This window comes from Reyranella sp., from assembly GCF_965227665.1.
In the GTDB taxonomy this organism is placed as follows: Bacteria; Pseudomonadota; Alphaproteobacteria; order Reyranellales; family Reyranellaceae; genus Reyranella.
On sequence record NZ_OZ245767.1, the window covers coordinates 1,109,818 to 1,132,445 of the forward strand.

Here is a 22,628-nt window from a genome sequence, read left to right on the forward strand (position 1 = left end):
CCTGTTTTCGCCGCCACGATAGCAAAATACAGGGAGATCAGCATGACCGCTTCGGGCCGCGTCGTTTTCAGCAAAATGGAAGAAGTGGTGTTCGGACGGCCGGCCGCCGAGGCCCTGTCGGAACTGGTCGAGCGCCAGGGCGCCAACCGGGTCTTCCTGATGGTCAGCGGGACCCTCAACCGGGAAACCGACGAGATCGAGAAACTGCGCCGGGCGCTGGGCAACAAATGCGCCGGCACCTTCGACAAAATGCCGGCCCACTCGCCGCGCGCCGCCGTGGTGGCAGCGTCCGAGCAGGCCCGCGAGGCCGGCGCCGACCTGATCGTCACCCTGGGCGGCGGCTCGATCACCGACGCCGCCAAGGCGGTCCAGCTCTGCCTGTCGAACGACGTGCGCACGCCCGAGGACATGGACCGGATCCGCGGCCTGTCGGACGTGAAGCCGCCCACCGTGCGCCAGATCTCGATCCCGACCACCCTGTCGGCCGGCGAGTTCTCTGCCATCGCCGGCGTCACCAACGAGGCCACGAAGGTGAAGGAGATGTTCCGCCATCCCCTCACCATCCCGCAGGCCGTCATCCTCGACCCCGAGGTGACGCGCCACACGCCGATGTGGCTGCTGCTCTCGACCGGCATCCGTGCCGTCGATCACTGCGTCGAAGGCGTCTGCTCCCTCGAATCGACCGAATACAGCAACGCCTCGTCGCTGCACGGCCTGTCGCTGCTGGCGCGGGGGCTCGCGCGCGTGAAGGCAGATCCCTCCGACATGGCCGCCCGCCTCGACTGCCAGACCGGTTCCTGGCTCTCCATGACCGGCATCGCCGCCGGCGTCCCGATGGGCGCCAGCCACGGCATCGGCTACGTGCTGGGCGCCGTGTTCGACGTGCCGCACGGCCACACATCCTGCATCATGCTGCCGTGGGTGATGCGCTGGAACAAGCCGGCCAATGCCGATCGCCAGGCCCTGATCGCCAACGCGATGGGCCACCCTGGAGAAGACGCGGGCGACGTGCTGGACGCGTTCATCCGCGGCCTCGACATGCCGCGCCACCTGTCCGACGTGAAGATCGGCCGTGAGCATTTCGACCGGATCGCCCAGCAGGCGATGGGCACACCCTGGGTGCCGCGCAATCCGCGCCCGATCCCGACGCCGGCCGAGGTCAAGGAGATCCTGGAACTGGCCGCCTAAACGCAGATTGACTGCAAGTTCGGGCGCCGCTGCCGGGGGTGCGGCATTGGCTTCGATTGTTTCGAATGTTTCGTTTATTTCGTTTATGTGGCCTGACGCGGCCGCCCGGACGCAGGGTCGAAACGAGCATGCGATCGAGGGTCAGTCCCACTTGCGGTCGAGGAATCGCTTCACGTCGTCGGTGAACTGCTGCGGCGCCTGGAGCATCGAGAAGTGGCTGACTTCGGGCTGCAGCAGCAGCCCGGCATCGGGGATCGCCGCCGCCATGAACTCGGTGTTCTCGCGCTTGATCGCCTCGTCGCGATCGGCGTCGACGATCCAGGTATGGACCTTGATGGCGGCGAGATCGGCGGCCGTCCAGTTGGGCTGCGTCGCCCACATGGTGCTGATCTCCTCGACGAATTTCTTGTACTGGCGCGGCGTGGCCGAAAGCGCCTCGTACTCCTTCTCGCCGCGGGCAATGAACTCCATGAAGACCGGGCTCTTGTTCACGTCCTTGACGCCGCCGGGGTCTGAGTTGGCGGCGAAGGCGAAGAGGCGCGACACGCGCTGCGGATGGGACATGGCCAGGCTGAGCCCGATGATGGCGCCGTCGCTCCAGCCGACCACGGCGGCCTGCGGCACGCCGAGATGGTCCATCAGTCCCAACACATCGGACGCCATCAGCGCATAGCCGTAAGGCTTGGCGTCGCGCGTGCTACGCCCGTGGCCACGGCTGTCCATGACGATCACCCGGTGGGTCTTCGCCAGTTCGGGAACCTGGTGGCCCCAGTAGTTCGAGTTGGCCAGGCCGCCGTGCAGGAGGATGACAGGCGGCCCGCTGCCGAAGGTCGCGTACCAGACCGAGATGCCGTTGACCGGCGCATGGCCGCTGCTCACGGCCGGCGGCAGCGTGGGCGTGGGCGGCAAGGTCATCCAGCGCGGCACCGGCTGGGCCGAGACGGACGAGGCGACGAGGGCAACCAGGAGACCGAGGAGAAAGGCGCGCATGCGCCGAGGATAGCGCCATCCGCTGCCGACGCGTAGCGTCAGAGCCGCCCCTTCCGCCTCGCCACCGATTCGGAGAGCAGGCAAAGGATCTCCCACATCATCGTGACGCCCACGAGCGCGGTGTTGCCGCTCATGTCGAAGGGCGGCGAGACCTCGACGACGTCGCCGCCGACCAGGTCGAGGCCGCGCAAGCCGCGCAGCATGCGCTGGGCCTCGTGCGGGGTGTAGCCGCCGATCTCGGGCGTGCCGGTGCCCGGCGCATAAGCGGGATCGAGGCCGTCGACGTCGAAGCTGACATAGGTCGGACCGGTGCCCAAGACGCGACGCGCCTCGGCGATCACCTTCTCGACGCCGAGGTCGAAATACTCCTCGATCGTGATCACGCGCATGCCCTGGTCTAGCGCCCACTGGTTGTCGTCGGCCTTGTAGAGCGAGCCGCGGATACCGATCTGGACCACGCGCCTGGGGTCGAGCAGCCCCTCCTCCACGGCGCGGCGGAAGGGCGTGCCGTGCGTATACTTGAAGCCGCCGAAATAGCTGTCCCAGGTGTCGCTGTGAGCGTCGAAATGCACCATGCCGAGCGGCGGCAGCCCTTTGCGGATTCCGCGCATGATCGGCAGCGTGATCAGGTGGTCGCCGCCGGCAGACAAAGGCACCACGCCCGCGGCCTGGAGCTTCGCATAGTGCTTCTCGATGCGGTCGAGCGAATCCTCGAGGCTGGCGGGATTGACCGGAGCGTCGCCGAGATCGCCGCACCGGGCCAGCTCATAGGGCGCGATGCCCGTCACGTGATGGATGCGCCGCATCATCGTGGAAAGATCGCGCATCTGGCGTGGGCCGTGGCGCGCGCCCGGCCGGTTGGTCGTGCCGCCGTCCCACGGCACCCCGACCATGCCGATCTCGACCTCTGCCGGGTCACGAAACAGCGGCAGGCGCATGAAGGTGGCGACGTCGCCGAAGCGCGGCACCACGGTGCCGGCGACCGGCTGGGGGAAGTCCTGGCTCCTGGTCATTCCCCCAGTGTAAGCCGTTACGACGGCTGCAAAAGGGCCTTTCGCGCCGAAACGAACTCTTCCACGGCCGCCACGAAGCGGTCGCCCTCGGCGTCGCCGATCATGACGTTCAGCGCCACGAAGCCACGCCGGGCAATCCAGATGCCGGCGGCCACCATGTCGAAATAGAACAGTTCCTTGGCGTCCTGGTTGCTCGACGCGAGGTCGGCCGCGCTCTTGATCGGCCGAGTCGTGGCATGCGCCGTCATCATCGAGCCGATGCCGGAGAACTGAAACTCGACACCCGCTGATCGGCAGATCGCGTTCAACCGCTCGCGGATCCTGTCGCCGCGATCGTTCAGCTCCTTGGCCGCCTCGGGCGTGTAGACCTCGCCATAGCCCGCGACGCCCGCGGCCATGGTGAGCACGTTGTTGTTGAACGTGCCGGCATGCGGCAGCGAATCGGGCTTGGTCGGATCGAACAGCTCCATGATGTCGCGCCGGCCGCCGAAGGCACCGAACGACATGCCGCCGCCGATATACTTTCCGAGCGTCGTCATGTCGGGAATCACGCCCGTCTTCTCCTGCAGGCCGCCGGGCGACAGCCGCGAGGTCATGACCTCGTCGAAGATCATGGTGATGCCGCGCGCCTTGGTCTCGCTGCGGACCATCTGCAGGAAGTCGAGATTGCCGGGCAGGCAGCCGCCGCTGCCCTGCATCGGCTCGAGCAGAACGGCGAACAGCTCCTCGCCATGCTTGGCGAGCAGCGCTCGGGTGCCTTCGACGTCGTTGTACGGCGCCACGACATATTCGTAGGGCATGTTGACCGGCGAACCGCCGCTCACGAAGTAGAGCACGCCACCGTGATAGCCGCCGTGGAACACCATGACCTTGGTAGCCTTGGTCCGGCCCTTGCGCTGGGCAAAGACGCGCGCGCCGGCGAGGGCCATCACGTTGCCCTCGGTGCCGGAGTTGGTGAAACGCACCAGGTCGATCGACGGTATGCGGTCGACCACGAGCTTGGCGAGTTTGCCTTCGCTCTCGTTGCGGCCAGCGAAGTTCCAGCCATGGTCGAGCGCCTTGTCGATCGCCTTACGGATCACCGGATGGGAGTGGCCGTAGATGCCGGCGGTATATTCGCCGAGCACATCGATGTATTCGTGGCCGTCCGCGTCCCATAGCTTGCAGCCCGCGCCGCGCACCACCGTGAGCGGGAACGGCGCATTGTGCAGCGTGGTGCGGGTGTTGCCGCCCGGCATGGCCACGCAGGCTTCCTGGTGACGGCTGAAGCTCTTCGGATTGCGGTCGACATAGGCCTGCTTGGCCTCCGTCAGGGCGGACTGCAAATCGGAATTCACCAGCGCTTGATCGGGCACGTCACTCTCCTCGGATGAGGCCGCGAGTATCACACGACGTTGAGTTCCCGGATAGGCCGGCCCAATTCAATGCGGTCATAACCAAAAGTACTGAGATCGAGCGTCCGATAGTCCCCATGAACGATCAGTTCGGCGACGGCGCGGCCCACCGCCGGAGACTGCTGGATGCCATGGCCTGAAAAGCCCGTGGCGAAGATCAGGTTCTCGATCCTGGGATGACGCCCGACGACGCCGTTCTGGTCGAACGTGTTGTACTCGTAGTAGCCCGCCCAGGAATTCACGACCTTGGCCGCCTCGAAGGCCGCCACCCGCGCCGCCAGCGTGGGCCACACCATCTCGTCCCACTCCTGGTGCTGCACCTCGAGTGGCGCGCCCGGCGGGTCGTTACCCTCGGCCGGCGTGGTGCCGGCGATATAGAAGCGGCCCTCCGGCCGGAACCAGGTGCCCGACGGATCGATGGTGAGTGGCGTCACACCCGGCGCCTCGCGCACGTCGAAGACGAACACGGAGCGCCGCCGCGGCTCGACCGGCAGGGCGATGCCGGACCGCGCCGCCACCTCGCCGGACCAAGGGCCCGCCGCCAGCACGACGGTATGCGCTTCCAGCCGTCCGCCTTCCTTCAGATCGACGCCGCCCGCATCGAACGAGACGACCTCGTCGGCAAGGTAGCTCACCCCGAGATCCCGCGCCGTGCGCCGGAAGCCCTGCATCAGCGACGGCCCGTCGAACCAGCCTTCGTTCGCCGTGCCATGCGAGGCCAGCGCCAGCCCTTCCTCCGAGATCCAGGGAAAGCGCGCCTTCAAGGCCGCCGGATCGAGCAGTTCGACCGCGCATCCCTCGCCCTTCTGTACGGCATGATTCGCGCGCAACACGGCCTCCCCGGCCGGGCTGGCGAGGAACAGATAGCCCGGCTCCCTGAGACCGAGATCGACGCCGAGCAACTCCCGCGCGCGCCGCAGGAAGCCGATCCCGAAGCGCGACAGGTGGATGTTGAGCGGCGTCGAGAATTGCTGCCGGATCGAACTCGCCGACAGCGCCGACGAGGCGCGCGTATAGGCCGGATCGCGCTCGACCACCGTCACGGTTCCGCCGAACGACGGATCGGACTTCAGGTGATAGGCGACGGAAGACCCCATCGCCCCGCCGCCGATCACCACGACATCCGACTTCATCGCCGCCGCCACACCTGCAGTCGGGCGAAGAGGAAGCGGTCGGCGATCAGGTGGGCGGCCTTGACCGCGGCCGAGGTGAGCACGATCACGACGCAGAGCGCCGCCGCGGCTGCGGTCGTCCCCGCCTCCTCGATGTTCACGGCCGCTACCGAGGCGAGCTTCGTGTCGGGCGCGTAGAGGAAGATCACCGACGACACCGTCGTCATGGCGTTCACGAACAGGTAGATCGCGATGTCGAGGATCGCCGGCAGGCAGATCGGTGCCGTCACGCGCACGAACGTCTTCCAGATCGGCACCTTGAGCGAGGCCGAGACCGCCTCGAACTCCGGGTCGATCTGCTTCAGCGCCGTCGTCGCCGTGAGGTGGCCCACCGTATAAAAGTGCGCCACCGTGTTCAGCACCAGGATGCCCATGGTTGCGTAGAGGAAGTTGAGCGGGTTGTTGGGCGCGTTGAAGAAGAAGATGTAGCCCAGGCCCAGGACGAGGCCCGGCACCGCCATCGGCAGGAAGGCCAGCAGCTGGACGACGCCGCGCATCATGCCGAAGCCGCGTGTCTTCTCATTGAGCCAGGCGCCGGTGAACATCAGCACCGTGCCGAACACAGCGGCACCCAGCGCCATGCGTACCGAGTTCCAGTAGGAATCCCAGCCGTTGGCGTCGAACTTGGCGAATTCGTAATTCTCAAGCGTGAGGCTGAGATTGTACGGCCAGTACTTGATCAGAGAGCCCCAGATCGCCATGCCCAGGATGGCGAGGATCGCTGCCGACACCAACAGGCAGAACAGGGTGAAGAAGAGGTCGCGCGCGAACTTCGGCCGCGGCACCAGCGGCACCGCACGCGCGGTGAGCAGCGCCACCTGCTTGCGCTGCACCAGCCGGTCGACCAGGAAGGCGAGCGCCGCCGGCGCCAGCAGCACCATGCCGACCACGGCCCCCATCGAGAAGTCCTGCTGCCCGATCACCTTCTTGTAGACGTCGGTCGCCAGCACGTTGAAGTTGCCGCCGATCACCTTGGCGATGCCGAAATCGGTCATCACCAGCGTGAAGACGACCAGCGCGGCGCTGATCAGCCCGTATTTCGCGCCGGGCAGCGTCACGGTGAAGAAGACGCGGCGCTTGGATGTGCCCAGCACGTCGGCCGCTTCGTAGAGTCGGGCATCGGCCGTCGCAAGCGCGGTCGTCAGGATCAGCGTGGCGTGCGGGAAGCAATAGAAGACCTGCGCGATCACGATGCCGTCGATCCCGTAGATCGAGCCGCCCCCCAGCAGCGCCTTGAAGAAGCCCTGCGTGCCGAACAGATAGATCAGCGCGATGCCCGGCAGCAGCGACGGCGCGAAGATCGGGATCAGGGAGATGCCCTGGAACAGCCAGCGCATCGGCAGCACCGTGCGCGTCAGCGCATAGGCATACAGGAAGGCCAGCGGCACAACGATCACGGTGGTGATCGACGCGACCTGAAAGCTGTTCAGCGCCGACTGGAACAGCGCCGGCGTGGAAAAGTAGGAAACGTAATTGGCGAGGCCGATGAACTTGCCGTCGCGGTCCTCGAAGCCCTTGGCGAGCAGCGCCCACAGCGGCAGGCCGACCATGACCAGCAGGACGCCGGCCAGCACGAGCACGCCGCCGCGCATCATCAGGTCGTCGCGCGACAGGCCGACCTTCAGTCCCGGTACCGCCAGGCTCACGGGCAGCTTCCCCTCACGCGAAGACCCTGAGCCGGTCGGTCGGCAGGGCGATGTCGAGCTTCGTGCCGATATCGACGCCGAGATCGCGGATCAGATTGCTGGAGAAGTCGGCCGTCACGGCGACATCCGCCGCCGCCCGCGCCCGCAGCGTGGCCCGGCAGAAGGCACCCACGAAATCCAGTTCCGCCACCTCGACCGGCACCCGGTTGGAAATGTCGGCCGGCAGGTCGCGCACGCGCACGTCCTCGGGCCGGATGCAGAGGCTCACCTTCTGGCCGGGCGCCAACCCGTCCTGGACGGGACAGTCGAAATCGACGCCGGCGACGCGCACCTTGTCCGGTGCCATCAGGGTCCCGGCGAGGAAGTTCATCGACCCCACGAAGTCCGCCACGAAGGCCGTCGCGGGCCGGCGGTAGATCTCCTGCGGCGTGCCCACCTGCTCGATGGCGCCGTGGTTCATGACCACGATGCGATCGGCCATGGTCAGCGCCTCCTCCTGGTCGTGCGTCACCATGATGGTGGTGACGCCGAGCGTGCGCTGCAGCGCCTTGATCTCGTGGCGCAGACGCAGGCGGACGCGGGCATCGAGGGCCGACAGCGGCTCGTCGAGCAGCAGCAGACCGGGCGAGGTCGCGAGCGCGCGCGCCAGCGCCACCCTCTGCTGCTGGCCGCCCGAGAGCTGAGCGGGGTATTTCGGGCCGGCATCGGGGAGACCGACCAGCGCCAGCAGCTCGGCAACCCGCTTCTTGATTGCGCCCCTGTTCTGTCGCCGGTTCACCAGCCCGTAGCCCACATTGTCGGCCACGGTCAGGTTGGGAAACAGCGCATAGGACTGGAAGACGATGCCGAAGTCGCGTTGCGCGGGCGGCAGCGCGGAGACGTCCCGCCCCTTCTGCCGAATCGTGCCGGAGGTCTGGGGATCGAGGCCGGCGATGGCCCGCAGGAGCGTCGTCTTCCCGCAGCCCGAGGGGCCGAGGAAGCAGACGAACTCGCCCTCGACGACGTCGAGCGAGACGTCGCCGAGAGCCGAGAAGTCACCGAACCGCTTGGAGAGGTTGCGGACCTCGAGGTAGTTCGTCACCTAACCGGTCACTTGGCCTTGGGCGCGGACTTGCCGTCGTAGCGCTTGGTCCACTCCGCCAGGATGCGGTCGCGGTTCTTGGCCATCCACTCGACGTCGTTCTTCACCATCACCTTCTCGAGGTTCGGCGGATAGTTCGGCGGCGTGATGGCGACGCCCGGATAGGCGACGATCGGATAGGTCTTGGCGTAGAGCTCGTTGGCCTTCTTGGTGGCCGCCCAGTCGGCGAGCTTCTTGGCCGCTTCGAGGTTCTTGGTGCCCTTAACGATGGCGGTGACCTCGAGCTCCCAGCCCAGGCCTTCCTTCGGGATCACCAGTTCGAGCGGCGCGCCCTTGGTCTTCTCCGAGGCGCCGCGGGTGTCGAGGCCGATGCCGATCAGGCGCTCGCCCTTGGCCGCCTGGACGCAGGGCGCCGAGCCCGAGTGGATGTACTGCGCGATGTTCTGATGGAGCGCGTCCATGTACTTCCAGCCCGCTTCCTCGCCCATGATCTGCAGCCAGGCGGCGATGGTGAGGTAGCCGGTGCCCGACGAGGCCGGGTTCGGCATCACGATGGAGTCCTTGTACTCGGGCTTGATCAGGTCGGCCCAGCTGGTGGGGACCGGCTTGTTCGCCTTCTTGCCCTCGGCCGTGTTGAAGCAGACCAGCGAGAGATAGGCGTCCATGCCGACCCAGGTCTGGGGCGACTTGCCGCTCAGGAACATCGGGTTCAACGAGGTCGAGCCGGCCGGCGTATAGGGCTCGAGCATGCCCATCGTGGCCATCAGGCCGACGTTGGACGCGGCGAGGCCCCAGATGATGTCGGCGCGCGGATTGTCCTTCTCGGCCATCAGCTTGGCGGCGACGACGCCGGTCGAATCGCGCACCCAGGCGATCTCGATCGTGGGATTGTCGGCCTCGAAGGCCTTCTTGAACGGGTCGAGTTGGTCGTTCTCCAGCGCGGTGTAGACCGTGAGCCTGGTCTTCTGAGCGAAGGCCGGCGACGCCAGGCCGGCCATGGCGAGTGCGGCGGCACCCGCCAGCGCGGCGCGCCTGAAGATGGTCCGATCGAACATTTCTTAGTCCCCCTTAGTCTTCCAACCCCTGTCGAACGTCTGCAGCTACAGGCCGTTCATGACCATTATGTTACACTTCCCGTAAACGCGTGCACGCGGCCTTCTCAACCTTCCCCAGACAATTTGATGCCGACCTCCACCAGCCATCGCCGGACGCGCCGCTCCTCGTCCCGGCCCGGCGGTCGAGCCGCCCCTCTACGTCCATGACCCGGGCCCGGACCAGGTTGCGAACGATCACGTTGATCGTTTGCCGGGTCAGGAACGCCAGCCTAGCAAGCGCCACGCCAGAGCGGGGCCAGGCTTCGCCTTGTGCTTCATTTCGGGGAAAATACCTTCTTCAGCTCACTGGTCGGGATCGTCTCCCGCATCCATTGGAAACGGCCGGCCTTCATCTCGTTCGCGCCCTTCATGAAGGCGGCCAGGGCAAGCCGCGAGAGGGCGCCACCGACGCTGATCCGCTTCACGCCGGTCGCAGCGATCTGCTCCGCCGTCAGGTCCGGATCCCCGGCGCTCATGACGACGTTCAGCGGCTTGGCCACCTCCGACGCCACGCTGCGCATCGTCGCAAGATCGTGGAGGCCCGGCGCATAGAGCACGTCGGCGCCGGCTTTCTCGAAGGCCTGCAGGCGCCGGATCGTGTCGTCGAGGTCTTTCACGCCGCGGATCAGGTTGTCGGCCCGGGCGGTGAAGGTGAAGGGCACGTCCAGCGATCGCGCCATTTCGGCGCCCGCCGCCACGCGCTCCACGGCGTGGTTGAAGTCGTAAATCCGCTCGCCGCTCCAATCCTCGATCGAGCCGCCGACGATGCCGACCGCAGCCGCGTCGCGCAGAATCGTCGCCGCTTCCTTCGGATCGTCGGCATAGCCGTTCTCGAGATCGGCATTCACCGGCAGGTCGGTGGCATTCGCGATCACGCGGCAATTCTCCAGGAGTTCGTCCCGGCTCACCGCATTGTCGCCATCGACGCGGCCCAGAGCATTCGACATGCCCAGGCTCGTCGTAGCCAGCGCCTCGAAGCCCAGCGACTGCAACAGCTTGGCAGTGCCCGCATCCCACGGGTTGGGCAGGAGCAGCAGGCCGGGCCGCTCGTGCAGTTCGCGAAACACCCGTCCCTTTTCAGCCTGGCTGCGCATCTCGCCTCCTCCGGTTTCTGCTAAGGAACACGCATGGACATGACCGCGCAACGGGAACTCGCCCGCCTTCTCGCCTCCCTCCGTCGCGAGCAGCGCAGCCAGAGCGGCCTCGCCTCGCATCTCGTGCCGCCGGACAAGGCTACGGCCTATCGGATCGCCGGCATGGTCGCGGAGGATCTGGGCTGGCCGGTGTTGGGCTGGAAGATCGCGGCGATGAAGGAGGAGATGCAGCAGGCACTGCGGACGGATTCACCGATCTACGGCCGAGTCTATTTCGTGGCCGAGACACCGCACACCGTCTCGCATGCAACGCTGGCAAGCCCCATCCCCGAGGTCGAATACCAGGCGAAGCTCGGCCGCGATCTGCCGCCGCGCGCCAGGCCCTACACGGTCGAGGAAGTGACCGACGCGGTCGCCTCCCTGCATCCCGGACTGGAACTGGCCGAGTGCCGCTTCATCCACGACGCATCGTTTCCGCCGCTTCCCGCGATCCTCGCCGACGGCGCCGGCTCCGGAACGATCGTCTATGGCCCCGCCATCGACGACTGGCGCAACGGCAACATCGCAGGCCAGGAGGTCACGCTCTCATCCGACGGCCGCCCGCGCGCAAGGGAACGGCTGCCGCCGCGCTCGACCATCCGATGGTCTCCCTCACCTGGCTCGCCAACGAACTGTCGCGCACCGGCGTCGGCATGAAGGAAGGCCAGATGGTCAGCACCGGCACCCTCACCGGCATGCTGGCGCCCAAGCCCGGCGAAACCTACGTGGCGGATTTCGGCCCGTTCGGCTCCGTCGAGGTTTCCATCACCTGAGATATTACTTGGTGAACACCATCGCCTTGTCGCGCAACGAGCCGTGCCGGAGCGTCAACAGGTCGAGCACATAGTTCTGGTAGAGCTTCCACGGCCGCTTGCTGCCCTGCTTGGGCTGGTGCGGCAGCGCGCGCTGGATGTAGCCGGAGGAGAAATTGACCCACGGCTCCTCGGTGAGCGTCGGGTCGCTGTTGTGCGGCGTCGCCTGCCTGAAACCCTTGCGGTCCATGTAGTTCAGCAGCCGGCACACATACTCGCAGACCAGGTCGGCCTTCAGGGTCCACGAGGCGTTGGTGTAGCCGAAGACGGACGCGAGATTGGGCACGTCGGAATACATCATGCCCTTGTAGATCATCGTGTCGGACGGCTTCACCGGCTTGCCGTCGACCACCAGCTTCGCGCCGCCCAGCGGTTGCACGACCAGGCCGGTCGCCGTCACCACCACATCGGCCTCGAGCTCGGCGCCCGATTTCAGCTTGATGCCGGTCTCGGTGAAGGTCTCGATCGTGTCGGTGACCACCGACGCCTTCTTCTTGCGAATGGCGCGGAACAGGTCGGCGTCGGGCACCAGGCACAGTCGCTGGTCCCAGGGATTGTATTTCGGCGTGAAGTGCGTGGCGACGTCGTAGTCCGGCCCCAGCATCTGGCGCACGCCGCCCAGGATCAGGCTCTTCACCTTCTCCGGCTTGCGCTTGCACATCTGGTAGAAATACATACCCATCAGCACGTTCTTCCAGCGTGTCGCCATATAGGCGAGCTTGAGCGGCAGCCGGCGCCGCATCTTGTTGGCGAACGGGTCCTGCGCCGGGCGTGCCACGACGTAGGTCGGCGAGCGCTGCAACATGGTGACGTGACCGGCGGTCTCGGCCATCGACGGCACCACCGTGACTGCCGTGGCGCCGCTGCCGATCACCACGACCTTCTTGCCGGCATAGTCGAGATCCTGCGGCCAGTGCTGCGGATGCACCACCCTGCCCTTGAAGCCGTCGATGCCCGGGAACTCCGGCAGGTAGCCCGCCTCGTAGCGGTAATAGCCGCTGCACATCCACAGGAAGCCGCAGGAGATGAAAACACGCTCGCCCCCGCGATCGATCTCGACCGTCCAGCGGGCATCCGGCGTCGACCACGAGGCCCCGACCACGCGATGGTCGTAGCGGATGTGGCGGTCGATGCCGTGATCGCTCGCGACCTCGCGGATGTAGCTCAGGATCGACGGACCGTCGGCAATGGCCTTGGCGTCCTTCCACGGCCGGAAGCGGTAGCCCAGCGTGTACATGTCGGAGTCCGAACGCACGCCGGGATAGCGGAACAGGTCCCAGGTCCCGCCGCTCGCGGCGCGCCCCTCGAGGATCGCGTAGCGCTTGCCCGGGCAGTTCTTCTGCAGATGCCAGGCGGCGCCGATGCCCGAAAGCCCGGCTCCGACGATCAGCACGTCGAAATGTTCAGCTGCTGTGCGACTCTGCGGCGCGGGCGCGACGATTGTATCCATCCGGACTTCATCGCGGAAAGAAATGGGACTGGCAACTCGCCTTTGCCGCTTGCCCCACCCCCTCCTAGAGCGCCGCCGTGATGATGATTTCGATCAGGTCACCTTCGGGCATGACCGACTGGACGAAGGAGCGCACGGGGCCGTGGTTGGCCGGCATCCAGGTGGCCCAGGCCTCGTCGAAGGCGGGCTTGTTGTCGTGGTCGGTGACGACGATCTCGGCCTTCACGATGCGCGTCCGGTCGAGGCCGGCGTCCTTCAGGTAGCCGTCGATGACGCCCAGCGCGCCCAGGGTCTGGACGCGGATGTCCTGCGTCCGGTCGGGCGAGGTCGCCACGCCCCACAGGAAGCCGCCGCCGCCCGGCAGGCGGTAGACGGCGACTGAAGACTTGGCCGGCACCCTCGGATTGGGCACGCGCGTGATGTCGCCGGTACTCATGTTTCGATACCCCTCAAGAACCAGTCGACACTATGCCGCCGACGCCATCGCCGACCAATGACTTCGACGCGGCCATGCTATGCTCGGCCCTCACGCGAACACGAGGGAGACTGTCATGGCTACGAACGTCAAGCAGATGATCGAAGCAGCCAATGCCGCCGTGCCGCGGGTCACGCCGGCCGAGGCCCGGGAAATGATCGCCAAGGGCAACACGCTGGTCGTCGATGTGCGCGACGCGGCCGAAGTCGCCAACAGCGGCAAGGTGGCGGGCGCCGTTCACGTTTCCCGCGGCATGCTGGAATTCCGTGCCGACCCTGAGTCACCCGCCCACGACAAGGCTTTCGACAAGGCCAAGACGGTGATCGTCTACTGCGCCTCCGGCGGCCGCTCGGCCCTCAGCGGCAAGGTGCTGAAGGACTTCGGCTACGCCAACGTCTTCAACCTCGGTGCCTTCAAGGACTGGGTCGACAGCGGCGGTGCCGTCGACAAGGCCTGACGCCTACCTTCCATCGTCGAACTTGAGCTGCTGGATCGCCGTCATCAGCTTGGCGATCTGGTTGCGCTGTGCGTCGTCGAGCGGCTTGTTGTCGGGCAATGGCTGCAGCAGCAGCTCGACGTCTTCCAGTTCCTTCACGAGATTGTAGGCCTTGTTGGTCTTCTCCTTCTCCGTGCCGGCGAGCAACGGATAGACCGAGAGATAGAGCGAGGCGAGGCTGCGGTTCTGAAGTTCGGGCGTGACCGGGATGGCACTCTTGAACACCCCGCTCAGGGCCGCTTTCGCGTCCCCGACGGTGACGGCGCGGCGCAGCAGGAAGTTCATGCCGTCGAGCCGGTGTTCGATCTCGAAGCGATGGCTGATCAGGTCCGCCCGGTTCTTCTGGTCGACCTCATGCTGGTGCTGAACCTGCTGCAGGAAGGCAGCACCACCGGTGAGGACGACCGAAGACAAGAGCCACATGCCCACAGAGCTGTTCAGGAATTCGTAGAGCTTGGATCCGAAACCCGGCGGCGGAGGGGGCGGCGGCGGTTCGGCCGCGGGGCTTGCAGATTCCTCTTCGAGGGATTTGCGAATCGAATGGCGATAGCGCTCCTCGGCCGCGATGCGCTTCATCTCGTCTTCGGTCAGCATCTCGGAACTCTACTCCTTCATGAACGCGTTGAGGTCGGCCGTCGGGATCGCGCGGTCGAGATAGGTGAAGGTTCCCTTCTCCTTGACCTCGGTGGCGGCATCGATCAGCCCCGTCATGGCAGCGCGATAGAGCGAGGTGGCGAGGCTGATGCGCTTGACGCCGGCAGCCTCCAACTCAGCCTTGCTGAAGGACTTGCCCTTGATGCCGACCATGAAATTGAAGGGCTTGCGCAGCGCGCCGCAGACTTTCTTGACCGCCGCCAGATCGGGCAGGCCGGGCGCGAACAGGACATCGGCGCCCGCCGCCTCGTAGGCCTGCAGGCGCTTGATCACGTCGGCGAGATCCGGCTTGCCGCGCAGGAATCCTTCGGCGCGCGCCGTCAGGATGAACGGTACAGGCAGCGAACGCGCCGCGTCGACCGCCGCCTTGATGCGGGTCGCCGCGGTTTCGATGTCGAAAAGCGGCTGGTCCGGATTGCCGGTCGCATCCTCGATCGAGCCGCCGACCAAGCCGACGCCCGCCGCCTGCCGGATCGTCTCGGCCGCATCGTTCGGCGCATCTCCGAAGCCCTTCTCGAGATCGGCCGCCACCGGCAGGTCGGTGGCATTGACGATCAGCCGCGCATTCGCCAGCGCCTCGTCCCGCGTCACCCGGCCATCGCGCTTGCCCAGTACGCCCGCCTTGGCACCGCTCGAGCTCGCCAGCGCCTCGAAGCCGAGCCCGGCCAGAATGCGGGCCGAGCCCGCGTCCCATGGATTGGCGATGACGAATGCGCCCGGCGACTCGTGGAGCGCCCGAAACTTGCGGGCCTTCTCGGCCTGGCTGACACTCATGAAACGCTTCCCCTCATTCGAATGACCCGGCGGAGTTTGTCTCGCCCGCTCTCTGCAAGACAATGAAGATTATTTCAACCTGGCCTCTCGTCCCTTACCCTTCCGAGGGCATTGCAGCAGCCTGCAAATGAATCATGATGTTCTTGGATCTGACCAAAAGGTAGATTGCATCATGACCGACCGCCTCAGCGGTCGCGGGGGGACAATATCATGCAGCGTCGCAGCCTGATGATCGCACTGGCCGCCACGGTCGCGGCCGGCGCCGGGCGAGCCGCATGGGCGCAAGACGCGGGCGGCAAGCCATTCTCGCCCGAACAACTCGACCAGATCCTGGCACCGATCGCGCTCTATCCCGACGCGCTGCTGGCGCAGACCTTGATGGCCGCGAGCTACCCGCTGGAGGTCGTGGAGGCCGCTCGCTGGTCGAAAGCCAATCCTGGCCTGAAGGGCGACGCCGCGGTCGCGGCCGTCAACGACAAGAGCTGGGACGTCAGCGTCAAATCACTGATCGCCTTCCCGCAGGTCCTCAGCCAGCTCAGCGACAATCTCGACTGGATGCAGAAGATCGGCGACGCGATGATCGCCCAGCAACAGGATGTCGCCGATTCGATCCAGCGCCTGCGCGCCCGGGCGGCCGATGCCGGCAATCTCCAGAGCAGCAAGGAACAGACGGTTTCATCGCAGGGATCGGGCAGCGACCGCACGATCGTCATCGCCCCGGCCAACCCGGAAGTGATCTACGTCCCGGCCTACAATCCCAACACCGTCTACGGCACCTGGCCCTATCCGGCCTATCCGCCGACCTACTATCCGCCGCCCCCGGGCTACGGCTATGGCTCCGCGCTGCTGCGCGGCCTGATGTTCGGGGTCGGCATCGCCGCCGCGGGTGCGATCTTCGGTGGCTGGAACTGGGGCCGCGGCAACAGCTACGTCAACGTGAACGTCAATCGCGCCGTCAACATCGACCGCAACTTCAACGTCAACAACATCAACAACGGCCGCTGGCAGCACGAGCCCATCCACCGCAAGGGCGTGGCCTATCGCGATCCTGCGACGCGCCAGCGCTTCAACCAGACACGGCCCGGCGCCGAGCAGCGCCAGGAGTTTCGCGGCCGGCTCGAAACCCAACCCAGGCCGCAGGCCAATGCCCGCCCCAACCTGCCGAACCGCCCGGCCGGCCCCGGCCCGGCACAGCGGCCCAACGTCACCAATCGCGCGGCCGGCGGCCAGCATCCCAACTTCCAGAATCATGCCGGCGCGCCGCGCGGCGGTGGGGCCATCCGCGGCACCAACAACGGACAGCAGGTCAATCGCGAGGCGGCCCGCGGCCGGGCGCAGCAGTCACGGGCAGCTACTCATTCGTCCGGCGGGGGCGGCGCACGCGCCGGCGGAGGCGGCGGAGCCGGAGGTGGCGGCGCCCGTGCGGGCGGCGGCAATCGCGGCGGAGGACGGCAATGAGCGTGTCGATGTTCCGAAAGGTGTTTCTTTCCCTCGTCCTGGTGGCGGGGTTCGCTGCGGCTGCGACTTGTGTCCAGGCTCAATCCCCGAAGCCTCAGGGCTTCGCAACGCCCGAGGCCGCCGCCGACGCGCTCACCGACGCCATCCGGCGCGACGACAGCAAGGCCGTAGGCGCGATCCTCGGCAGCGGCTGGCGAGACATCGTGCTCGGGCGCCCGGAAGACGAGGAGCGTCTGCGCGAAAAGTTCCTCGAAGCCTGGGACGCCCGCCACAAGGTCGTCGTCGACGGCAACAAGGCCACGATCGAAGCCGGCACCACCGGTTGGACCGGCCCTATTCCCATCGTCAAGGACGGCGACCATTGGCGCTTCGACACCGAGGCCGGCCGCCAAGAGATCACCGCGCGCCGCATCGGCCGCAACGAGCTTTCGGTCATCCAGAGCCTGCTGGCGCTGGTCGATGCCGAGCATGAATACGCGGCGCTCGACCCGATGAAGGTCGGCGTCCCCGTCTATGCGCGGCGGCTGCTCAGCTCGCCCGGCCGGAAGGACGGGCTCTATTGGGATGCAGCCCCCGGCGAGCCGGAGAGCCCCATCGGCCCTGCCCTCGCGACGGCTCAGGCCCAGGGCCAGGGCGGCATCGAGGACGGCTACTACGGCTACCGCTTCCGCCTGCTCTATGCCCAGGGCCCCGATGCGCCGGGCGGCGCGTACGACTATCTGGTCAAGGACCGCATGATCGGCGGCTTCGCCATCCTCGCCTGGCCGATCCGCTACGGCGACACCGGGGTGATGACCTTCATGGTCAACCAGGACGGCATCGTCTACGAGCAGGATCTCGGCCCCGACACGGCGGCCAAGGCCGCCGCGATCACGGTCTACAATCCGGACAAGAACTGGGACAAGGCCGACATGACCCCGCCGTGACGGCGGGCGCTAGCCCGGCCAGGGCAGCGACCAGGTCTTTACGTTGGTGAAGCTCTTCATCGCCTCGAGCACGCCTTCCTTGTAGCCGAGGCCCGAATCCTTGATGCCGCCGAACGGCGACATCTCGATGCGGTAGCCCGGCACTTCCCAGACGTTCACCGTCCCGACCTGCAGCTCGTCGACGAACTTCGTGATGTAGTCGAGACGATCCGTGCAGACGCCCGACGACAGGCCGTAGGCCGTGCCGTTGGAGACCTGGATGGCGTGGGCGATGTCCTTCACGCGGATGATCGGGATCGCCGGACCGAACGTCTCCTCGCGCACCAGTTCGGCCTGCGGGTCGACATGATCGACGACGGTCGGCGGGAAGAGCGCGCCCTGGCGGTCGTTGCCGTGCAGCAGCTTTGCGCCGTGCTTCGCCACCGCTTCGCTCACCCGGTTCTGGAACAGGGTGGCGGCGCGTTCATGGATCACGGTGCCAACGTCGGTCTCGGGATCGAGCGGGTCGCCCGCCTTCAACTTCTTCGCCTTGGCCAGCACGCGCTCGACGAAGGCGTCGGCCACCTTGTCGACGACCAGGATGCGCTTCACGGCGGTGCAGCGCTGACCGGAATTCTTGGTGGCTCCGGCGACGGCCAGTTCGGCCGCCTTGTCGAGGTCGGCATCCTCCATGACGATCAGCGGATCGTTGCCGCCCAGCTCCAGCACGATGCGCTTGTAGCCCGCCTTCTCGGCGATGTACTTGCCGACCCGGACGGAGCCCGTGAAGGTCACGAGGTCGGCGCGCGGATCGACGATCATCGCGTCGCCGATGTCGGACGGATTGCCGGTGATGACCGACAGCATCTCGGGCGGCAGGCCGGCTTCGTAGAGCGTGTCGGCGAGGAACAGCGCCGTGAGCGGCGTCAGCTCGGTCGGCTTCAGCACGACGCAGTTGTTGGTCGCGAAGGCCGGCGCCAGCTTGTGCGCCACCATGTTGAGCGGATGGTTGAATGGCGTGATCGCCGAAATCGCATTCAGCGGCTGGCGCAGGGTGAAGATCTTGCGCGACTTGCCGTGCGGGGTGAGATCGCAGGAGAAGGTCTGGCCGTCGTCCAGCATGCAGAGCTGGCCGGCGAAGGTGAAGACGTCGTAGGCGCGACCGACCTCGTAGAGCGAGTCCTTCAGGCAGAGGCCCGACTCCAGTGTGATCAGCCGCGACAGCTCTTCCTTGCGCGAGACGAGCAGGTCCGCGGTCTTGAGCAGGATCTGCTGGCGCTGATAGCGCGTCAGCTTGGGCTTGTAGTCGTGGGCGATCTGGAAGGCCTCGGCCACCAGTTCGGGCGTGGCGCGCGGCACGGTGCCGACCAGGCGGTTGTCCCAGGGGAAGCGCACTTCGAGCCGCGCCTTGGTCTCGACCTTCCTGCCGGCGATGCGGAGATATTCGTGCCGCACGTCGGAGCCCGCCCGTTCGCTCGAACTTGTGATGGTGTCCATGGAACTCTCTCAGGCGACGAGGTTGAGGGCGAGGTCGAAGGCGTCGAAGTTGCGCCAACGATGCGCACCGGTGTCACCGTTCGCGAGCTTGCGGTTACAGAGCAGCGGCACCCGCTGCTCGGACACGCCGCCATGGCTGCGCAGCGGCTCGGTGAGACCCGAGAGATCGTGCCGCGAGGCCGAGGTGCCCAGCACCTTGTGCTGGGTCGACACGACGATGAGATCGCCCAGTCGATCGGCCGGCAGCTCGAAGCTGGCCGCCGCCTCTTCCTTGGTGAGCGCCGCCTCGATGCCCGGCATCGCCTTCAGCCTGGCGGCCCATTCCCCCGCGTTCTCGCAATAAACCACCGCGAAGGAACCCAGCGCGCCGTGATGCACGACATAGGGATCGGTGATCGGCAGGATGACGCGGGCCTTGTCCTTGCCCACCCAGCCGTCGAACACGTCCTGCAGGTAGATCACGTCCGGCTGGCCGTCGCTGCCGAACTTGGCGTTCATGCCATGGTCGGCGGTGACGACGATGGTGCAGCCCAGGGCGTCGAGCTTGGCCAGGTAACCGTCCATCATGGCGTAGAAGGCATTGGCGACCGGCGTGCCGGGTGCATGCTTGTGCTGGATGTAATCGGTGGTCGACAGATACATGATCTCCGGCCGGTCGCGCTCCATCAGCTTGACGCCGGCCGCGAACACGAACTCCGAGAGGCCGGCGCTGTAGACGTCCGGCACGCCCATGCCCACCAGCTCGTTCACATGGTCGATGCCATTGTCGGCGAGCGTTGCCTTGTCCGACTTCTCCGACGAGAAGGAGCAGGCCTTGCCGACGCCCAGTTCGAGCCCCTTGCCCAGCAGGCCGCGCAGCTTGTCCTTGGCGGTGACGACGGCGATGCGGCAGCCGGCGCGCTGGAAGGCCGGGAACAGCGTCTCGACCCGCAGGAACTTCGGGTCGTTCATCATCACTTCCTTACCCGTGTCGGGATCGAGGAAGTAGTTGCCGCAGATGCCGTGGACCGCCGGCGGACGGCCGGTGACGATCGACAGATTGTTCGGGTTGGTGAAGCTCGGCACCACGCACTCGCCGATCAGGTTGGTGCCCTCTTTCAGCACCTTGGCAAACCACGGGGCCTGGCCGGCCTCGACGGCGCGCTCGATATAGCCGGGCTCCGAGCCGTCGACGCAGACCACGACGACGGGCTGACGCGGCAGGCGATAGGTGCGGCCGTTGACCGAAATGTCGCCGCCGCTGACGTTGATGCTGTCGGGTGCCATGTCCTGTTCCCTACTCTGCGGCCAGTGCCGGGCCGCCGTTGGTGACCCGCATCTCGTCCAGCACCTCGCGGACCGCCGCCAGGGCGCCGCGCATGTGGTCGGGATAGAGCCGGCCGATGCAGCCCATGCGGAACGAATCCGCCACGGTGAGCTTGCCCGGATAGATCACATAGCCGCGGTCCTTGAGCCCGTCATAGAAGCGCTGGAAGACGAACTTCGGATCGGTCGGCATGTGGAAGGTGATGATGATCGGCGCCTGCAGGTCGTTCGGCAGCAGCGTCTGGAAGCCCATCGCGCGCATGCCGTCGATCAGGACCTTGGCATTCTCGCGGTAGCGCTTGCCGCGCCCCGCCACGCCGCCTTCGGCCGCGTGCTCCTCGATCGCCTTGCCCAGTGCCACGATCACGTGGATCGGCGGCGTGAAACGGTACTGGCCGGTCTTGGCGAAGCCCTCGGCCTGGTCGAACAAGTCGAGCACCAGCGTGGTCGCGTTGCCTTTGCATTCGGCGAGGGCGCCGTTGCGGCAGACGACGAAGCCGAGGCCGGGGACGCCTTCTAGGCACTTGTTCGAGGAGGCCGCCAGCGCGTCGTAATGGACGGTGCGCGCGTCGATCTCGATCGCGCCGAAGGCCGACATCGAATCGACCAGCAGGCGGCGACCCTGCTTCTTCACCAGCGCGGCGATCTCCGCGATCGGGTTGAGGATGCCCGACGTGGTCTCGCAATGGACGGCGAAGACGTGGGTGATCGCCGTGTCGTCGGCCAGCATATTATCGAGCCGGGCGAGATCGGGAGGCGTGTCCTCCGGCGTCTCGTAGGTCGCGACCGCGCGGCCGGCGATCTCGGCGATCTTCTTCGCCCTCTGGCCATAGGCCCCGTTGATGACGACGAGCAGCTTGCCCGACTTCGGCACGAAGCTGGTGATCATCGCCTCGACGGCGAAGGTGCCGGAACCCTGCACCGGCACGGTGACGTGCGTGCCCTGGCCACCGGCCAGCTCGACGATCTTCTCCAGCACCATCTTGTTGATGGCAATGAAGCCCTGATCGCGCGAGCCCCAGTCGTGGACCATGGCCTGCTTCACGCTGGCCGAGGTGGTGAGCGGGCCGGGCGTCAGCAGGAGCGGATCGCCGGTTTCGGAAGCAGCTGGCTTGGTGGTCATGGCGCGGATGATCGTCTCGCCGTTTCTATCCGTCCAGTATATAATCCATATGTTAACTATCGGTTTCCCATATATGACACCCACTCAGCTCCGCGCCTTCCACCTCGTGGCCGAGGCCGGTTCGTTCTCGGCCGCCGCCCGCGCGTCAGGTCTCAGCCAGCCCAATCTCTCGGGCCAGGTGACGGCGCTGGAGAAGGCTTATGGCGTGCACCTGTTCGACCGGCGCGGCCGCAGCGTGACCCCGACCGAGACCGGCCGTCAGCTCCATGGGGTCACGACGCGTCTGTTCGCGCTCCAGGACGAGGCGCAGGCGCTGCTGCTCGGCGAGCAGGCGTTGACCCGGGGGCATCTGCGGATTGCCGCCGATTCCGCTCACCACGTCGTGCCGATCATGGCCGCGCTGCGCGAACGCGCCGGCGGCCTCACCTTCGCGCTTTCGATCGACAATTCCGCGGTCGTCCTGGAGCGGCTGCTGCGCCACGAGGCCGATGTCGCCGTGATGGCCAAGAGCCTGTCCGACCCGCGCCTGCATGCCGTGCGGTTGCGCACCGACCGGCTGGTCCTGTTTGCGCCTGCTGCCCATGCCCTCGCCAGACGCGGCCGCACGCCCCTCTCGGCGCTGGCCGGCCAGGAGCTGGTGCTGCGCGAACGCGGCTCGATCACGCGCGAAGTGCTTGAACAGGCGATGGCGGCCGCCGATATCAGGCCGGCGTCGATCGTCGAAGTGCAGACCCGCGAAGGCGTGCGTGAAGCGGTCGCGGCCGGATTTGGAATCGGCGCGGTGTTCGCGAGCGAGCTTGGCGAGGACCGCCGCTTCCGCCGCATCACCATCGCCGATCAGGATCTCGCGGTCGCTGAATATGCCGTGTGCCTGCAGGAGCGTCGGCGCGTGGCGCTCGTTCGAGCCTTCATGGACGAAGCGACGCGGTTGGCGTCGTAACAAAATCGTCAAAAAACTTTCATCGTCA

Annotated in this window: 22 protein-coding genes; 7 read left to right on the forward strand and 15 right to left on the reverse strand. The window is 66.6% G+C overall.

Annotated features, from left to right (window positions below):
* The first annotated feature begins 42 nt into the window (after positions 1 to 42).
* A complete protein-coding gene (locus ACO07I_RS05380) occupies positions 43 to 1,188 on the forward strand; it encodes an iron-containing alcohol dehydrogenase (RefSeq protein ID WP_422015077.1) in 1,146 nt (381 codons plus the stop codon).
* Positions 1,189 to 1,329: 141 nt separating this feature from the next.
* Here ACO07I_RS05380 and ACO07I_RS05385 read toward each other — a convergent pair whose 3' ends face one another.
* From ACO07I_RS05385 to ACO07I_RS05420, 8 genes are all read right to left on the reverse strand, one after another.
* Positions 1,330 to 2,178, reverse strand: a complete 849-nt coding sequence (locus tag ACO07I_RS05385; RefSeq protein WP_422015079.1) for an alpha/beta fold hydrolase — start codon at positions 2,176 to 2,178, stop codon at positions 1,330 to 1,332.
* Positions 2,179 to 2,216: 38 nt separating this feature from the next.
* Complete coding sequence (gene speB / locus ACO07I_RS05390; protein WP_422015081.1) at positions 2,217 to 3,191, reverse strand: agmatinase; 975 nt, start codon at positions 3,189 to 3,191, stop codon at positions 2,217 to 2,219.
* Between the two features lie 17 nt (positions 3,192 to 3,208).
* The gene (locus ACO07I_RS05395; protein WP_422015083.1) at positions 3,209 to 4,546 is read right to left on the reverse strand and encodes an aspartate aminotransferase family protein; all 1,338 of its coding nucleotides are present in this window, start codon (positions 4,544 to 4,546) and stop codon (positions 3,209 to 3,211) included.
* Between the two features lie 29 nt (positions 4,547 to 4,575).
* Positions 4,576 to 5,718, reverse strand: coding sequence for an NAD(P)/FAD-dependent oxidoreductase (locus ACO07I_RS05400; RefSeq protein WP_422015085.1), 1,143 nt, complete (start codon positions 5,716 to 5,718; stop codon positions 4,576 to 4,578).
* Positions 5,715 to 7,352, reverse strand: a complete 1,638-nt coding sequence (locus ACO07I_RS05405; RefSeq protein WP_422018163.1) for a putative 2-aminoethylphosphonate ABC transporter permease subunit — start codon at positions 7,350 to 7,352, stop codon at positions 5,715 to 5,717. The genes ACO07I_RS05400 and ACO07I_RS05405 overlap by 4 nt, the downstream gene beginning before the upstream one ends.
* Positions 7,353 to 7,416: 64 nt before the next feature.
* A complete protein-coding gene (locus tag ACO07I_RS05410; protein WP_422015087.1) occupies positions 7,417 to 8,484 on the reverse strand; it encodes a putative 2-aminoethylphosphonate ABC transporter ATP-binding protein in 1,068 nt (355 codons plus the stop codon).
* An 8-nt stretch (positions 8,485 to 8,492) separates the two neighbouring features.
* A complete protein-coding gene (locus ACO07I_RS05415; protein ID WP_422015089.1) occupies positions 8,493 to 9,539 on the reverse strand; it encodes a putative 2-aminoethylphosphonate ABC transporter substrate-binding protein in 1,047 nt (348 codons plus the stop codon).
* Positions 9,540 to 9,853: 314 nt separating this feature from the next.
* Entirely contained in the window at positions 9,854 to 10,672 is an 819-nt protein-coding gene (locus tag ACO07I_RS05420) for an isocitrate lyase/PEP mutase family protein (RefSeq protein ID WP_422018165.1), read from the reverse strand.
* Between the two features lie 39 nt (positions 10,673 to 10,711).
* Between ACO07I_RS05420 and ACO07I_RS05425 the strand changes: the two genes are divergently transcribed.
* Together ACO07I_RS05425 and ACO07I_RS05430 are read left to right on the forward strand one after the other, a co-directional pair.
* On the forward strand, positions 10,712 to 11,368 hold the full coding sequence (locus ACO07I_RS05425) for a hydratase (RefSeq protein WP_422015091.1): 657 nt from the start codon (positions 10,712 to 10,714) through the stop codon (positions 11,366 to 11,368).
* On the forward strand, positions 11,314 to 11,484 hold the full coding sequence (locus ACO07I_RS05430) for a hypothetical protein (protein ID WP_422015093.1): 171 nt from the start codon (positions 11,314 to 11,316) through the stop codon (positions 11,482 to 11,484). Before ACO07I_RS05425 ends, ACO07I_RS05430 begins: the two co-directional genes overlap by 55 nt.
* A 4-nt stretch (positions 11,485 to 11,488) precedes the next feature.
* On the opposite strand, the gene ACO07I_RS05435 is transcribed toward ACO07I_RS05430, so the two are convergent.
* Together ACO07I_RS05435 and ACO07I_RS05440 are read right to left on the reverse strand one after the other, a co-directional pair.
* Positions 11,489 to 12,973 (reverse strand): flavin-containing monooxygenase, encoded by a 1,485-nt coding sequence (locus ACO07I_RS05435; protein ID WP_422015095.1) that lies wholly within the window; start codon positions 12,971 to 12,973, stop codon positions 11,489 to 11,491.
* 64 nt (positions 12,974 to 13,037) lie between these two features.
* Positions 13,038 to 13,409 carry a RidA family protein gene (locus ACO07I_RS05440; protein ID WP_422015097.1) on the reverse strand — a complete coding sequence of 124 codons (372 nt, stop codon included), beginning with the start codon at positions 13,407 to 13,409 and terminating at the stop codon, positions 13,038 to 13,040.
* A 115-nt stretch (positions 13,410 to 13,524) separates the two neighbouring features.
* On the opposite strand from ACO07I_RS05440, the gene ACO07I_RS05445 reads away from it, so the two are divergent.
* Positions 13,525 to 13,905 (forward strand): rhodanese-like domain-containing protein, encoded by a 381-nt coding sequence (locus ACO07I_RS05445; RefSeq protein WP_422015099.1) that lies wholly within the window; start codon positions 13,525 to 13,527, stop codon positions 13,903 to 13,905.
* A 3-nt stretch (positions 13,906 to 13,908) separates the two neighbouring features.
* On the opposite strand, the gene ACO07I_RS05450 is transcribed toward ACO07I_RS05445, so the two are convergent.
* Together ACO07I_RS05450 and ACO07I_RS05455 are read right to left on the reverse strand one after the other, a co-directional pair.
* Positions 13,909 to 14,538, reverse strand: coding sequence for a hypothetical protein (locus tag ACO07I_RS05450; protein ID WP_422015101.1), 630 nt, complete (start codon positions 14,536 to 14,538; stop codon positions 13,909 to 13,911).
* Positions 14,539 to 14,547: 9 nt separating this feature from the next.
* Positions 14,548 to 15,372, reverse strand: a complete 825-nt coding sequence (locus ACO07I_RS05455; protein WP_422015103.1) for an isocitrate lyase/PEP mutase family protein — start codon at positions 15,370 to 15,372, stop codon at positions 14,548 to 14,550.
* A gap of 210 nt (positions 15,373 to 15,582) precedes the next feature.
* Between ACO07I_RS05455 and ACO07I_RS05460 the strand changes: the two genes are divergently transcribed.
* Together ACO07I_RS05460 and ACO07I_RS05465 are read left to right on the forward strand one after the other, a co-directional pair.
* Positions 15,583 to 16,830, forward strand: a complete 1,248-nt coding sequence (locus tag ACO07I_RS05460; RefSeq protein WP_422015105.1) for a DUF3300 domain-containing protein — start codon at positions 15,583 to 15,585, stop codon at positions 16,828 to 16,830.
* The gene (locus ACO07I_RS05465; RefSeq protein WP_422015107.1) at positions 16,827 to 17,756 is read left to right on the forward strand and encodes a DUF2950 domain-containing protein; all 930 of its coding nucleotides are present in this window, start codon (positions 16,827 to 16,829) and stop codon (positions 17,754 to 17,756) included. The genes ACO07I_RS05460 and ACO07I_RS05465 overlap by 4 nt, the downstream gene beginning before the upstream one ends.
* 9 nt (positions 17,757 to 17,765) lie before the next feature.
* On the opposite strand, the gene phnY is transcribed toward ACO07I_RS05465, so the two are convergent.
* Genes phnY through ACO07I_RS05480 form a run of 3 tightly spaced genes read right to left on the reverse strand, consistent with a single transcriptional unit; the run spans position 17,766 to position 21,660 of the window.
* Positions 17,766 to 19,232, reverse strand: coding sequence for a phosphonoacetaldehyde dehydrogenase (phnY, locus tag ACO07I_RS05470; RefSeq protein WP_422015109.1), 1,467 nt, complete (start codon positions 19,230 to 19,232; stop codon positions 17,766 to 17,768).
* A gap of 9 nt (positions 19,233 to 19,241) precedes the next feature.
* Positions 19,242 to 20,498 (reverse strand): phosphonoacetate hydrolase, encoded by a 1,257-nt coding sequence (gene phnA, locus ACO07I_RS05475; protein WP_422015111.1) that lies wholly within the window; start codon positions 20,496 to 20,498, stop codon positions 19,242 to 19,244.
* Between the two features lie 10 nt (positions 20,499 to 20,508).
* The gene (locus ACO07I_RS05480) at positions 20,509 to 21,660 is read right to left on the reverse strand and encodes a 2-aminoethylphosphonate--pyruvate transaminase (RefSeq protein WP_422015112.1); all 1,152 of its coding nucleotides are present in this window, start codon (positions 21,658 to 21,660) and stop codon (positions 20,509 to 20,511) included.
* Positions 21,661 to 21,733: 73 nt separating this feature from the next.
* Between ACO07I_RS05480 and ACO07I_RS05485 the strand changes: the two genes are divergently transcribed.
* On the forward strand, positions 21,734 to 22,600 hold the full coding sequence (locus tag ACO07I_RS05485; protein ID WP_422015113.1) for a LysR substrate-binding domain-containing protein: 867 nt from the start codon (positions 21,734 to 21,736) through the stop codon (positions 22,598 to 22,600).
* Positions 22,601 to 22,628: the final 28 nt, after the last annotated feature.

Bases quoted from the DNA above. Each gene is read 5' to 3' on its own strand.
- ACO07I_RS05380 (WP_422015077.1), top strand. From the start codon at position 43: ATGACCGCTTCGGGCCGCGTCGTTTTCAGCAAAATGGAAGAAGTGGTG.
- ACO07I_RS05385 (WP_422015079.1), bottom strand. From the start codon at position 2,178: ATGCGCGCCTTTCTCCTCGGTCTCCTGGTTGCCCTCGTCGCCTCGTCC.
- speB (WP_422015081.1), bottom strand. From the start codon at position 3,191: ATGACCAGGAGCCAGGACTTCCCCCAGCCGGTCGCCGGCACCGTGGTG.
- ACO07I_RS05400 (WP_422015085.1), bottom strand. From the start codon at position 5,718: ATGAAGTCGGATGTCGTGGTGATCGGCGGCGGGGCGATGGGGTCTTCC.
- ACO07I_RS05405 (WP_422018163.1), bottom strand. From the start codon at position 7,352: ATGATGCGCGGCGGCGTGCTCGTGCTGGCCGGCGTCCTGCTGGTCATG.
- ACO07I_RS05415 (WP_422015089.1), bottom strand. From the start codon at position 9,539: ATGTTCGATCGGACCATCTTCAGGCGCGCCGCGCTGGCGGGTGCCGCC.
- ACO07I_RS05420 (WP_422018165.1), bottom strand. From the start codon at position 10,672: ATGCGCAGCCAGGCTGAAAAGGGACGGGTGTTTCGCGAACTGCACGAG.
- ACO07I_RS05425 (WP_422015091.1), top strand. From the start codon at position 10,712: ATGACCGCGCAACGGGAACTCGCCCGCCTTCTCGCCTCCCTCCGTCGC.
- ACO07I_RS05430 (WP_422015093.1), top strand. From the start codon at position 11,314: ATGGTCTCCCTCACCTGGCTCGCCAACGAACTGTCGCGCACCGGCGTC.
- ACO07I_RS05435 (WP_422015095.1), bottom strand. From the start codon at position 12,973: ATGGATACAATCGTCGCGCCCGCGCCGCAGAGTCGCACAGCAGCTGAA.
- ACO07I_RS05440 (WP_422015097.1), bottom strand. From the start codon at position 13,409: ATGAGTACCGGCGACATCACGCGCGTGCCCAATCCGAGGGTGCCGGCC.
- ACO07I_RS05445 (WP_422015099.1), top strand. From the start codon at position 13,525: ATGGCTACGAACGTCAAGCAGATGATCGAAGCAGCCAATGCCGCCGTG.
- ACO07I_RS05450 (WP_422015101.1), bottom strand. From the start codon at position 14,538: ATGCTGACCGAAGACGAGATGAAGCGCATCGCGGCCGAGGAGCGCTAT.
- ACO07I_RS05455 (WP_422015103.1), bottom strand. From the start codon at position 15,372: ATGAGTGTCAGCCAGGCCGAGAAGGCCCGCAAGTTTCGGGCGCTCCAC.
- ACO07I_RS05460 (WP_422015105.1), top strand. From the start codon at position 15,583: ATGCAGCGTCGCAGCCTGATGATCGCACTGGCCGCCACGGTCGCGGCC.
- ACO07I_RS05465 (WP_422015107.1), top strand. From the start codon at position 16,827: ATGAGCGTGTCGATGTTCCGAAAGGTGTTTCTTTCCCTCGTCCTGGTG.
- phnY (WP_422015109.1), bottom strand. From the start codon at position 19,232: ATGGACACCATCACAAGTTCGAGCGAACGGGCGGGCTCCGACGTGCGG.
- phnA (WP_422015111.1), bottom strand. From the start codon at position 20,498: ATGGCACCCGACAGCATCAACGTCAGCGGCGGCGACATTTCGGTCAAC.
- ACO07I_RS05480 (WP_422015112.1), bottom strand. From the start codon at position 21,660: ATGACCACCAAGCCAGCTGCTTCCGAAACCGGCGATCCGCTCCTGCTG.
- ACO07I_RS05485 (WP_422015113.1), top strand. From the start codon at position 21,734: ATGACACCCACTCAGCTCCGCGCCTTCCACCTCGTGGCCGAGGCCGGT.